Raw genomic sequence first — 12,864 nt, 5'->3', positions numbered from 1 at the left:
TTTCTATTCCTCGTATAAATGGTAATAATCCAACAATTTCCGCGTTAATTCCTCACGAAAGGCACGCATTAAGCCAATCATCTTCGAATACGGCATATTTGTCGGACCTAATAAAGCAATTAATCCTTGACCATGTTGGGCAACATCATAGGTTGCTGAAATCAGGCTGTAGTTGGCTAGTGAACTATTCGTCAGCTCATCGCCAATCTTAACCTGGATCGTTTGTCCTGAGTTACCCACCAGCTCGTTAATGTCATCCGAACGCTCGATCAGAGAATATAACTTCTTGATTTGTTCAACATCTCCGTCACCAACAAAGTTAAGCAGATTCAGCTTTCCTCCAACAAAAAACTGTTCTTGGGCTGACCTTTCAAGAATACTCCCAAAAATATCAAGAAATCCAAGTGGATGCTGCACATAATGCAATAGCAACGGAAGTGTCTCGTGAAGCCGCGCAATCACCTGATCAAGTGGCAATCCAACAATTCGATCATTAATGACGCGGATAACCGCCTCAATTTCATCTCCGCTGAGATCTCGCGGGAGATTGAACAGCTGACTTTCGGTATTTCCATCGCTTGTAATCAGAATCATCATGACTTGCTGATTACCTAAGGGAAGCACTCTGAATCCTTGAAAGCGCAAATTCTTAACCTCCGGCTTAAACGTAATTGCCGTGTAGTTAGTCATCTCAGACAATATCTTGGCTGATTCCTTGATAATTTCATCAACCTTGTAATAATTACTGTCAAGTGACAAACGAATGCTCTCGATCTCATTTTGATCAATCTCATCAGGTTTGACAAGATTATCAACATAGTATCGATACCCCTTCAATGAAGGCACCCTCCCTGAGGAAGAATGTTCTTTACCAATAAAGCCTAGATGCTCCAAGACCGCCATTTCATTTCGAATCGTTGCTGAACTGACATTCATCGGCAATTGCTGCTCCAAAAATTTAGACCCAACCGGTCTTCCAGCATTGGTATAATCTTGAATAATCGCTTCAAGAATCAATAACTGTCTTTCTGTAAGCAATTCAATCACCTCGATTAGCACTTAGCATCATAGAGTGCTAAGTCAATTATTAATATACAAGAACTCTTAAAATATGTCAAGAAATGGCGCTTTATTATCGCAAGTAAACAAATTATTTTGCCGCAAAATATGCGCGGACATTTTTTTCATCCCTTTTCAACTGCACTATCAGTGCTTGAGCATTTGGAAATTTAACTTGACCACGCAGATATTGATGCCATTGCACGACAACATGTTCTCCATAAACCATTTGAGAAAAATCCAATAGATTGATCTCCAAGGTAGGAGCATTATTGCTGCCAAAGGTTTCATTGCGTCCAATTGAAGCCATCCCGTCAACTGTTTTCCCTAAAAGCCGGACTTTGACGGCGTAAATTCCTTCCGCCGGCAAACGCTCACCCTGACCAACTGAAATGTTAATCGTGGGAAAACCTAAAGTGCGCCCAACCTGCTTGCCATGAACAATCACACCATCATTTTCATAACAATACCCCAACAAATGGTTTGCTTGCGTGATCTGTCCGTGATCTAAGCAGGTTCTGATTCTGGTTGAACTGATTTTTTGCCCCATTTGCTTCAGATGTCTGACCTTAATTACGGCAAAACGCGCTTGGGCATATTGGGGTAATAACTCCATATTTGCAATCTTTTCAGTTCCATAAGTATAGTCTTCTCCAGCAACAATTGCTTGTGCATGCAAACCCACCATATACTTATCGACAAATTCTTGCGGTCCCATTTTACTTACCTGGCTGTTGAGCGCAACCACATATGCAATTTCTGCTCCAAAACGGGCGAACAACTGCAATTTGCGTTCAAGGGAAGTCAAATAAGTTACCTTTTCAGGGGGAACATGCTGGAAGATAATTGAAGGATGTGGTGTCAAAGTCATAATCGCCAACTTAACTCCCCGTTTTCTGGCCTCTTGCCGTGCCGTCTCAATTACCGCCTGATGTCCACGATGAACTCCGTCAAAAAAGCCCAACGCAAGCACAACTGAGCCAGCCGGAATTTGTGCTTTGTCAAATGGTTCTTCTAACTTAATTATTTGCACGTTAATGCTCTCCTTCAGCTAAATCAATCATTTGTTCAGGTTGATATCTGTTTTTCTCTAAATTTAACCGATAAATGCAGCGTGCACGCCCGGAATTCATTAATACAACCTGTGGAGCTGGGAAACAGTCTTTCAGCTCTGCTTCACTTAAAAAGCCCCCATTTTTAACCTTTTTCCATTGCGCACTTGTCAAAGAATGGTGCGGAAATTTCCGTAACGCATGATCGGCACCTACTAAGTACTGTGAAAGCGTACCATCGTCGGCTGCCTTGTGCAACTGTTCCAAAGTAATTGCCTGCCCAATTGTAAAGCCACCGCTTGCAAGCCTTGTTAAATCAGACATGACAGCTGGCACTCCCAACTTTTTTCCGAGGTCCACCGCCAGTGTCCGGATATACGTTCCCTTACCGCAGCCTACTTCAAAATAAAGACGCTGTTCTTTTTTCTCCGCATCAAAAACCGGTGGCTTGACTTGCTTGAAATAATCTACCTGGATTTTACGTTTGGGGCGTTCAACTGGATCCCCTGCACGCGCATAATCGTAGAGTCGTCTACCTTTGACCTTAATTGCTGAATAGAGGGGCGGAATTTGGATCATTTCACCTGTCAATTTATTCATTGCCGCTGCTATCTCAGCCGCATTAAAGGGTGTCGTAATGTCTTGTTGCGCCACCCGCTCTCCTTCTAAATCCTCAGTCGTGGTCGCAAATCCCAGCGTAATCTCTCCCGTATAAATTTTGCCTGAATCCATTAGATAATTAACCACCTTAGTAGCACTACCAATACAAATTGGCAAGACCCCATCAACCGTCGGATCCAATGTCCCACTATGTCCAATTCTTCTCATCTTAAAGATTTTACGACATTTAAACACACAATCGTTGCTTGTCATTCCACGTTCTTTATATAAAGGCAAAATGCCATTCATGCATAACCCTCCGCTTTGAAATAGAGTAAAAACAACGCTAAAAAAAGGGACTGTGACAAAACAAAAGTTTTGTTTCAGCCCTTTTTATTTTGAAGTCCATCCGGTTAGTTAATAGAAGCGCAGTTTCAGCATTGCTGGCACTTCTTAACATTTTCAAACTAGTCTTTGATTCTGTCCCTTAGTCTGAATAAAAACTCCAGACCACTTGCTCAGACTTGGGGACAGTTTCTAGTTATTTTTCTCTGTCTTGATGTGCTACCAATTTTCATCACCAGCCTAAATTCCAGACAGACAACTTCATTACTAATCATTTATTTTTCAGGGCGTTTAAGATCGTTTAACAATTGGTCAATGCGATCACCATACTGGACCGAACGATCCCGAACAAACTGGATCTCAGGTGTCACATAGATGCTCAGCCGGGCCCCTAGTTCTTTGCGGATCAAACCAGTTGCTTTTTCCAGACCAATTTGTGTCTTTTCACCCACCGAAGCAAGCTCTGAAAGAATGCTGTAATAAATTGTTGCTTGCTGTAGATCACCGGTGACATCTACCCCGGTGATTGTGACCCCTTGTACCCTTGGATCACGAACTCGTTTCATTAAAATGTCTGTCACTTCTCTTTGAATCTCTTGAGATAAACGACCAACTCGATAATTTTGTGCCATTGCGTCTCCTCCTTACTTAAAGGACACTTTTTATTCAACTGGAACTTCTTGCATGATGAAAGCTTCAATTTGGTCTCCGACCTTAATGTCATTGTACTTTTCAATCATGATACCACATTCAAAGCCTTGTTTGACCTGCTTAACATCATCTTTGAAACGCTTCAAGCTGGCCAGCTTCCCTTCGTAAATTACGATGCCTTCACGAATAATTCTAACTCCACTATCGCGCTGAATATATCCTTCTGTAACATATCCACCACCAATTGTGCCCAGCTTTGAGACTTTATATGTCTCACGAATTTCAACTTGTCCCGTAACTTTTTCTTCGTAAACAGGCTCCAGCATCCCTTTCATCGCTGTCTCAACTTCATCAATTGCTTGATAGATAACCCGATGGAGACGAATGTCAACTTTATCATTTTCAGCCTGATTCTTAGCCTGCGGTGTTGGGCGAACATTAAAGCCGATAATAATCGCATTTGAGGCCTCTGCTAAGGTCACATCGCTTTCATTAATTGCTCCTGCTGCTTCATGAATAATGTTAACCTTAACACCTTCAACTTCAATCTTCTGCAAACTTCCGGCAAGCGCTTCAACAGAGCCCTGAACATCAGCTTTAATAATCACATTGACTTCCTTCAATTCGCCTTCTTTAAGAGAATCAAACAGGTTGTCGAGCGTCACATGATGAGTATTACTGCGTTCTTTCATTAAGGCACGTTTAGCACGTTCCTCACCAGCTGACCTTGCTGTCTTTTCATCATCAAAGACGACAAAGCGGTCCCCTGAATCAGGTACATCACTCAAGCCTGTAATTTCAACAGGCGTAGCTGGCGTGGCCTTAGTAATCTGCTGCCCTTTATCATTGATCATCGTCCGCACACGACCAAAGGTATTGCCAACAACGATCGGGTCTCCAACATGTAAAGTTCCCTGTTGGACCAAAAGTGAGGCAACTGCCCCTTTACCTTTATCCAAACGAGCCTCAATCACAGAGCCTGCTCCATGTTGCTTCGGATTGGCACGTAATTCAAGAACCTCAGCTTCCAGTAAGATCATATCCAGCAATTCATCTAAGTTTTTACCAAATTTAGCTGAAATTTCAACAAAGATCGTATCACCGCCCCAGTTTTCAGGGATCAATTCATATTCAGCTAATTGTTCCATTACATGGTTAGGATTTGCACCGGGTTTATCAATTTTATTAACGGCCACGATAATTGGTACATTTGCAGCCTTAGCATGGTTGATAGCTTCGATTGTCTGTGGCATCACACCATCATCAGCTGCCACCACCAATACAGTAATATCTGTGATATCAGCTCCACGGGCACGCATATTTGTAAAGGCCGCATGTCCTGGCGTATCCAAGAAGGTAATTGTCTTGCCGTCATGTTTAACTTGATAAGCCCCGATATGCTGTGTAATTCCTCCAGCTTCACCTTCAGTGACATGTGTGTGACGCAACTTGTCCAGCAAAGTTGTCTTCCCATGGTCAACGTGTCCCATGATAGTTACAACAGGTGGTCTAATCACAGCATGCTTTGTATTCTCTTGTTCCTCTTCGAAAAATTTATCAATGTCAGCCACATCAACTTCAACTTTTTCTGTGGCATTCATACCATAGTCTGCTGCAAGAATCTCAAGCGTATCCTTGTCTAGTGACTGATTCTGATTAACCATCACACCCATCATAAAGAGTTTCTTAATGATTTCTGCAGGTTCACGATGAATTTTTTTCGCAATCTCAGCGACATTCATCCCCACAGTATACACGAGCGTTTCTGGTAATGGTCTGCTTTTACGTGGTGGAACTGCAGGTTTCTTGCTTTCTTGATAACGTGCATTTTTGCGATTTTTACGTCTCTTTTTATTGCCAAAGCGATTTCGGCTAAAATTATTTTGACCGTAACGCTGTTTTTGCCCACGTTCATTTGCGCTTGAGCGCGAACCAGAGGTCTGTGTGCTCGTTTGTTGAGACTTGTTGTTGCGCGTATTTTCCTGTTTTGCAGCCGTAGTACGTGGCTGCTGCGTTGTTGTTTTCTTTGTAGTCCGCTGTTGTTCACTCTTATGATTGTTATTTGCCTGTTTTTGAATTGGTTTTGCCTCTTTATTCTGATTTATTTGTTTATTACTGCTTGGGGCTTGCCGCTGCACATCTTTTTTCTGATGCTCATTTTTGGGTGCATTATTTTTAACAGCTTTTTTCCCACGCTGTTGCGAAAGACTTTCACGTAACTGTCTTTCCTCATTCTCACCAATCGTCGACATGTGATTGCTGACTGTAAACCCCTTTTGTCGAGCAACATCAATCACCACTTTACTGCTGATGTTCAGCTCTTTAGCCAATTGATAAATTCGCTTTTTTCCCATACATTCACGCTCCAATCTCAACTGCTCCTAAATCGTAAAAGAACAGCCTAAAACTTCTTCAGATATTCACTTTAATAATTGCGCGATTTTTTTGCTGAAGCCTTTCCCTGTAACTGCCACAACAGAACGTTGAATCCCGATTGCTACGCTAAGTTGCGTCCGGTTGAAGTCAAAGCTAAGTTCAATTTTGTGACTATTGCATTTGTCCGTAAATTGCTTACGTGTAGTTGCGGAGCTGTCACTTGCCACAAAAACATAGTTAACCTGTTCTTTTTGAATTCCGCGCAACACTAACTCTGAACCGGTTACGAGCTGACCAGCCCGCCTTATAAGCCCCAGCAATTGTAAAACGCGTTGCTGCTCACTATTACTTTGCCCCATCGCCGAAAAGCTCCTTGCGCGCAGCCTGATGGTCTACGTACTGCACTAACTCTTCATAAAATTCTGCCGGAATTTTTATTCCAAAAGCTTGATCAAAAACACGCTCACTTTGCGCCTGCTTAGCTGCCGCAACTTCTAAGGAAAGGTAGGCACCACGTCCTGCTTTTTTGCCAGTTGGATCGATGCTGACGTCATTTTCCTTGTTTTTTACGATTCTCACTAATTCTTTCTTGGGTTTCATTTCACCCGAGACGATATCCTTACGCATTGGTACTTTCCGCTTTCGCGCCATGTCTGATCATCCCTTTCTAATCCTCAATTTCGTGATTGTCTGCTGCTGATGCTTCAGTTTGCTGAACCTTAGCCGCCAGTTCATCTTGTAACTGTGCATAATCAGACTCAGACTTGATATCAATTTTATAACCCGTTAGTTTTGCAGCTAACCGTGCATTTTGCCCACGTTTGCCAATCGCTAACGAGAGCTGATCATCTGGAACAACTACCGTGCAGGCCCGTTCATTTTCAGGATTAAAATGAACATCCAAAACTTCTGCCGGATTCAGCGCATTACCGATGAATTCAGCAGGATCTTCATTCCATTCAACAACATCCATATTTTCGCCCTTCAATTCATTCACAATGGTTTGAATGCGTTCTCCGCGTGGACCGACACATGTGCCAACAGGATCAACACTTGCGTTATTTGAACGAACTGCCACCTTTGCCCGATCTCCAGCTTCGCGTGCAATTGAAACGATCTCAACCGTACCATCAAAAATCTCCGGGATTTCTTGTTCGAAAAGCCGTTTAAGCAAATCTGGGTGTGAACGACTAACGAATACTTGTGGACCCTTTGCGGTATTTTCAACTTTGTAAATGTAAACTTTAATGCGATCGTGCGGTTGGTATTCTTCACCAGGGATTTGATCCTGATGTGAAAGTACCGCCTCGACTCTGCCCAAGTTAACATACACATAACGATGATCATGCCGCTCAACTTCACCGGTCACAATTTCATTTTCGTACTGAATATATTCGTCATACACAATTCCACGTTCAGCCTCACGCACACGCTGCATGATTACCTGCTTAGCTGTCTGCGCTGCAATCCGTCCAAAATGTTTCGGTGTAACTTCAAAACGAATTGTGTCGCCAACTTCATAAGCACGGTTAATCTGGGTAGCTTCTTCCAGACTGACTTCCAGGCGCGAGTCGAAAACCTCTTCGACAACTTCTTTAACAGCAAAAACATGTATATCTCCAACACTCTTATCAAATTCTACTTCGACATTTTGCGCTTGGCCATAATTACGCTTATATGCTGAGACAAGCGCTGCTTCGAGGGCCTCAACGACAACTTCTTTTTTAATACCCTTTTCTTTTTCTAATGCATCTAAGGCATTCAACAGTTCCTTACTCATTCTTACCTTAACTCCTTAACGAATTCTAAAATTTGATAGCCAAACGCGCTTTTGCGACTTGATCGCGAGGAATTTCAATTTGTTTTTTACGTGTCTTATCCATATACTCTAACTTCAAGAACTGATCACTAAGTTCTACCAATGTTCCTTCATAGACCTTCGTCCCATTTAACGGTCGGTAAAGCGAAACATGGATATATTTATGCACGGCACGCTCAAAATCACTTTGTTTTTTTAGTGGTCGTTCAGCCCCTGGAGATGAAACTTCCAAGTAATACGCTTGCGGAATCGGGTCTGGATCACAGTTGTCAAGGGCTTCGCTAAGCTGATCGCTTACCAAGGCACACTCCTCAATGTTAATTCCGGCTGGTTTATCAATAAAAACACGTAAATACCAGCTTTTGCCTTCCTTCACAAATTCAATGTCTACTAACTCAAAATCTTTTTCTTCTAAGATAGGTGTCACCAGTTCGGTAACTGTCTTTACAACGGTACTCACAAACTGACCTCCTTTTTACAATTCTGATACACGCTCGCAGTTGCAATAAAAAGAGCGAGCATTGCTGCTCACTCTCAACGAGTTATCTAATTCCATTAACCATTATAACATGAAAAATTCTGAACAGCAAGCTAATCCTAACGTCTAAAACATTGAATCAAACAAACTTAATTGATTTTCATCAGGTAATTCATCTAAAACGTGATTTTCCGTCATATAATCAATCAAGGTCTTCGATACCTTACCACGCTTAGCCAGATCTTCCTTTGAAAGGAATGGTTTTTCTTCGCGCGCTGCAACAATCTGCTTAGCAACATTCGTCCCTAAGCCTGGCATTGCGTCAAATGGCGCAAGCAAGGAATTGTCCTTGATCAACCAGTCTGAAACAGCCGAATGTTGGAGATCAACCATTTTGAAGCTAAAGCCGCGTTCTTGCATCTCATTAGCAAGCTCCAAAACAGTCAATAAATTTTTCTCTTTAGTAGAAGCGTCCATCCCTTTATCAGTAATTTCTTTCATCGCATCTTTAACAGCCTGTTTACCGCGCGACATTGCAAGCAAATCAAAATCATCGGCGCGCACACTAAAATAAGCAGAGTAATACAAGAGCGGAAAATAGACCTTGAAGTAAGCGATCCTCAGCGCCATGAGCACATAGGCCGCCGCATGTGCTTTCGGGAACATGTACTTGATCTTAAGACAAGCACCAATATACCATTCTGGAACCTTGGCCTCGCGCATCTCAGCTTGCCAGTCATCGGGAATGCCACGACCCTTACGCACATGTTCCATAATCTTGAACGCACGGTCAGCTTCGACTCCCATATGGATCAAATCCATCATAATATCATCACGACAACCAATTACTTCCGGCATTGTAACCGTTCCATTTTTAATCAACTCTTCGGCATTTCCTAACCAAACATCGGTCCCATGCGACAGTCCAGAAATCTTGAGCAGCTCTGCAAATGTCTTGGGTTTAGTTTCCTCCAACATTCCACGTACAAAGCGGGTTCCAAATTCAGGGATTCCCAGCGTTCCCGTATTCGAACCAATTTGCTCAGGCGTGACCTTTAAAATCTCAGTTCCAGAAAAAAGCTGCATGACGCCCGGATCATCGGTTGGAATTGATTTCGGATTGACACCTGAAAGATCTTGCAACATTCGAATCATCGTAGGATCATCGTGACCCAGAATATCTAATTTCAAAATATTATCATGAATAGAATGAAAATCAAAATGCGTTGTTTTCCAAGTTGCATTCAAGTCATCAGCCGGATATTGAATTGGCGTGAAGTCATAGATATCCATATAATCCGGGACAACTAAAATTCCAGCAGGATGTTGCCCAGTAGTCCGCTTAACACCTGTTGCCCCCTTTGCCAGTCGATCTACTTCAGCATTACGGAAAGTTTGTTCCGTATCTCTTTCATAGGCTTTAACATAACCATAAGCAGTTTTATCCGCAACAGTTCCAATTGTCCCTGCCCGAAAAACATTTCCTTCGCCAAACAGCACTTTAGTATAGTTATGTGCAACCGGCTGATAGTCTCCCGAAAAGTTAAGATCAATATCAGGAACCTTGTTACCATAAAACCCAAGGAAAGTCTCAAACGGAATATCTTGCCCATCCTTAATTAAAGGAGTTGCACACTCTGGACAATTTTTATCTGGTAAATCAAATCCCGAACCATATTCTCCCTTTTCATAAAAGTGACTCCACTGGCACTTAGGACAACGGTAATGCGGCGGCAGTGGATTAACCTCTGTAATTCCGGTCATCGTGGCTGCTAAACTTGAGCCTACAGAACCACGTGAACCAACCAAGTAGCCGTCCTTATTTGACTTATATACCAACTTTTGTGAAATCAAATAAATTACTGAGAAACCATTACCAATTACACTTTTGAGCTCCTTGTCCAAACGTGCCTGTACAATCTTTGGCAATGGGTCACCATACAATTTGTGCGCTTGGTTCAGCGCAAGATTTCGAATCTCGTCTTCTGCTCCGGGCATTTTAGGGGTATACAGCTTATCTTTGACTGGTGAAATTTCAGCAGTCATGTTGACAATCTCGTCTGGTCCAGTAATAACTACTTTTTGAGCCGCTTGTTTGCCTAAAAAACTAAATTCTGCCAGCATTTCATCCGTCGTTCTGAAATGGGCATCAGGGAGCTGTTTAAGACGATTTAACGGATTAGCCCCACCCTGCGAATGAATCAAAATTTTGCGGTAAACAGCATCCTCTTTGTTTAAGAAGTGGACATCGCCCGTTGCGGCAACCGGCAATTGTAACTGTTCGCCCAATTCAACCATATTCTTAATGATTTCTTCGAGATCTTTTTCGTTTTTAACAAGTTCTTGTTCCATTAAAGGTGCATATAAGGGCTTGGGCTGCACTTCCAGATAATCATAAAAACGCGCTTTTTCTTTTGCTTCAGCAAATCCCTTTTGCATCATGGCAGTAAAGACTTCACCACTTGCACAGGCTGAGCCTATAATCAGACCTTCTCGATACTTGACAAGGACCGAGCGCGGGATACGTGGCACGCGGTAAAAATATTTGACCATTGAAATCGAGGCTAATTTAAAGAGATTTTTTAAACCCGCTTGAGTTGCTGCAATAATTGTGGCGTGAAACGGATGTTCATGCTTATAAGCACCATGTTCTCCTACATGCGCATTCAATTGATCTAAAAACTCAATTTGGTACTTTGCCTGAGCCTCTTTAAGCATTGCAAAATAAATATAGCCAGTTGCTTCAGCATCATAAATCGCACGATGGTGATGTTCAAGCTCAACGTTCAGCATTTTCGCCAAGCGATTCAGTCGAAATCCTTTTAACTGAGGATACAAAAAGCGGGCAAATGGCAAAGTATCAATCCACGGGTTTGCGATCAATGGTAGGCCTTGTCTTTGATATCCAGTATTCATAAAATCGACATCAAAAGTCGCATTATGCCCAACAATGATACTATCTTGACAAAATTCCTGGAAAAGTTCAAAAACTTCTTTTTCAGACTTTGAACCTCTGACCATTGCGTCAGTAATACTGGTCAATTCAGTTGTTGTTCTTGATAATGGATGTCCCGGATCAATGAACTCATCAAAGCGGTCTAAGACTGCCCCATGCTGCATTTTCACGGCAGCAAGCTCGATTACCTTATCAAAGCGAGCAGAAAGTCCCGTCGTTTCAGTATCAAAAACAACATAGACTGCATCTTTTAAAGAAACATGCTGCTCATTATAAGCAATTGGGGTGCCATCATCTACAACGTTAGCTTCAACTCCATAAAGAATTTTAACATTGTTTTTCTGACCGGCAGTATGAGCCTCCGGAAAAGCCTGTAGAGTGGCATGATCTGTAACTGCAATTGCCTTTTGTCCCCATGCAGCAGCCTGTTCAACGTAAGCGGTAATACTGTTAGTTGCATCCATCATACTCATATTTGTATGCAGGTGCAGTTCCGCTCGTTTCTGATCAGCTGGAGCCAAGTCCTTGCGTTGCTCGTGCTTGATCTGGTTAATATCAAATGCATTCAATACTAAATCACGTAAGAAACTATCCTCTTGGACATTTCCACGAATTTTTACCCATTGCCCTTCTTGAATGGCATCAAAACAAGCTTCATCTTCTTCGTTACGTGAAAATTTTTTGACTACCAGCGAAGAACTATAATCTGTAACTTTAATAATCAACAATTTGCGAGATGAGCGCAGACTTCTAACCTCTTTGTCAAAGATATATCCTTGAACGATAACTGACCGCTCTTCCTCCGTAATATCGTTCATTTGTCGCGGCTGTTCTTTGGCATCAATCTTCCTGCCAAGCGTCACGGGCCCTTCAATTTTAACTGGACTGTTTTCTTTCTTTTGATTCTGCTGTTGAATTGCTTGAACGGCTTTTTGTGCTAATTTCGCATCATTTTTGGCCTTTTCCTGCTTAAATTCAGCAATTTTGTGCTGTGACTTTGACTCATCTATTAACGTATGAATTGCAAATTGCGGGAACCCCACCCGCTGATAGGTCTCCTCAATCGGGCCTAAAGCCTGATTAACCAGAAAATGCTTGATAATTTCATTTTCTGCTAGCAGTAAAACACGTTTTTGTTCAACATAGGGCACCATCCCATTTTTGAGTTCCTGCACAAAAGGCGAATGTACTCCACAGTTTTTAACAACCCACTCCCAATACTCAGCAATTCTTTTACTGTCAAGCACTTGCTCAGTCGCTTGTATTTTAAGATCAGTTTGTGCGATCTCAGAGAAGCCTGTGTGTAATTTTTGCGAAAAAACTTGGAAAAGAGCGAATGGCCAGACCTTTTGGGTTCTAAGACTAAACTCCCAGCGTTTTGAAAGACGATGAATTTCAACCTTTGTAATTTCTGTCGTTTCAAAGTATTTATTTTGTTCAGCTGTCGGTTCCCAGTTTAACTGCGCCAGCAATTTTTGAAACAATGTCTTTTTATCAAGTTCCATTCGTTTTTCCTTTCTTTGATAGC

At 42.1% G+C, this 12,864-nt stretch carries 10 protein-coding genes; all 10 read right to left on the bottom strand.

All coding sequences use genetic code 11. From position 1 onward, the window contains the following. Window positions 1-3: 3 nt before the first annotated feature. Window positions 4-1,038, bottom strand: a complete 1,035-nt coding sequence (gene hrcA, locus AB3Y88_RS11565) for a heat-inducible transcriptional repressor HrcA (protein ID WP_054756349.1) — start codon at window positions 1,036-1,038, stop codon at window positions 4-6. A gap of 112 nt (window positions 1,039-1,150) precedes the next feature. Beyond that, on the bottom strand, window positions 1,151-2,092 hold the full coding sequence (gene ribF, locus AB3Y88_RS11560) for a riboflavin biosynthesis protein RibF (RefSeq protein WP_056960230.1): 942 nt from the start codon (window positions 2,090-2,092) through the stop codon (window positions 1,151-1,153). A 1-nt stretch (window position 2,093) separates the two neighbouring features. Further along, window positions 2,094-3,020, bottom strand: a complete 927-nt coding sequence (gene truB / locus AB3Y88_RS11555) for a tRNA pseudouridine(55) synthase TruB (RefSeq protein WP_228887883.1) — start codon at window positions 3,018-3,020, stop codon at window positions 2,094-2,096. A 311-nt stretch (window positions 3,021-3,331) separates the two neighbouring features. Further along, window positions 3,332-3,688 (bottom strand): 30S ribosome-binding factor RbfA, encoded by a 357-nt coding sequence (rbfA, locus tag AB3Y88_RS11550; RefSeq protein WP_056960226.1) that lies wholly within the window; start codon window positions 3,686-3,688, stop codon window positions 3,332-3,334. Window positions 3,689-3,718: 30 nt separating this feature from the next. Continuing rightward, window positions 3,719-6,061 carry a translation initiation factor IF-2 gene (infB, locus tag AB3Y88_RS11545; protein ID WP_228887882.1) on the bottom strand — a complete coding sequence of 781 codons (2,343 nt, stop codon included), beginning with the start codon at window positions 6,059-6,061 and terminating at the stop codon, window positions 3,719-3,721. Window positions 6,062-6,127: 66 nt separating this feature from the next. Beyond that, on the bottom strand, window positions 6,128-6,442 hold the full coding sequence (locus tag AB3Y88_RS11540) for a ribosomal L7Ae/L30e/S12e/Gadd45 family protein (RefSeq protein ID WP_056960223.1): 315 nt from the start codon (window positions 6,440-6,442) through the stop codon (window positions 6,128-6,130). Continuing rightward, entirely contained in the window at window positions 6,429-6,734 is a 306-nt protein-coding gene (locus AB3Y88_RS11535; protein WP_054756353.1) for an RNase P modulator RnpM, read from the bottom strand. Before AB3Y88_RS11535 ends, AB3Y88_RS11540 begins: the two co-directional genes overlap by 14 nt. A gap of 16 nt (window positions 6,735-6,750) precedes the next feature. Then, window positions 6,751-7,863 (bottom strand): transcription termination factor NusA, encoded by a 1,113-nt coding sequence (gene nusA, locus AB3Y88_RS11530; protein ID WP_056960221.1) that lies wholly within the window; start codon window positions 7,861-7,863, stop codon window positions 6,751-6,753. Window positions 7,864-7,888: 25 nt separating this feature from the next. Next, entirely contained in the window at window positions 7,889-8,362 is a 474-nt protein-coding gene (gene rimP, locus AB3Y88_RS11525; protein ID WP_056960219.1) for a ribosome maturation factor RimP, read from the bottom strand. A gap of 144 nt (window positions 8,363-8,506) precedes the next feature. Continuing rightward, window positions 8,507-12,841: a PolC-type DNA polymerase III gene (locus AB3Y88_RS11520; RefSeq protein WP_228887881.1), complete on the bottom strand. Its 4,335-nt coding sequence runs from the start codon at window positions 12,839-12,841 to the stop codon at window positions 8,507-8,509. Window positions 12,842-12,864 lie beyond the last annotated feature (23 nt).

The organism is Liquorilactobacillus satsumensis (assembly GCF_964065465.1).
GTDB classification, from domain to species: Bacteria; Bacillota; Bacilli; order Lactobacillales; family Lactobacillaceae; genus Liquorilactobacillus; species Liquorilactobacillus satsumensis.
Note: the sequence above shows the minus strand (reverse complement) of the source record. Positions and strands in the feature narration are given on the sequence as shown.

What these genes read in the sequence shown, in the direction of transcription:
- truB (WP_228887883.1), bottom strand. Translation starts at nt 3,020, where the DNA reads ATGAATGGCATTTTGCCTTTATATAAAGAACGTGGAATGACAAGCAAC.
- AB3Y88_RS11535 (WP_054756353.1), bottom strand. Translation starts at nt 6,734, where the DNA reads ATGGCGCGAAAGCGGAAAGTACCAATGCGTAAGGATATCGTCTCGGGT.
- AB3Y88_RS11520 (WP_228887881.1), bottom strand. Translation starts at nt 12,841, where the DNA reads ATGGAACTTGATAAAAAGACATTGTTTCAAAAATTGCTGGCGCAGTTA.
- infB (WP_228887882.1), bottom strand. Translation starts at nt 6,061, where the DNA reads ATGGGAAAAAAGCGAATTTATCAATTGGCTAAAGAGCTGAACATCAGC.
- nusA (WP_056960221.1), bottom strand. Translation starts at nt 7,863, where the DNA reads ATGAGTAAGGAACTGTTGAATGCCTTAGATGCATTAGAAAAAGAAAAG.
- AB3Y88_RS11540 (WP_056960223.1), bottom strand. Translation starts at nt 6,442, where the DNA reads ATGGGGCAAAGTAATAGTGAGCAGCAACGCGTTTTACAATTGCTGGGG.
- rbfA (WP_056960226.1), bottom strand. Translation starts at nt 3,688, where the DNA reads ATGGCACAAAATTATCGAGTTGGTCGTTTATCTCAAGAGATTCAAAGA.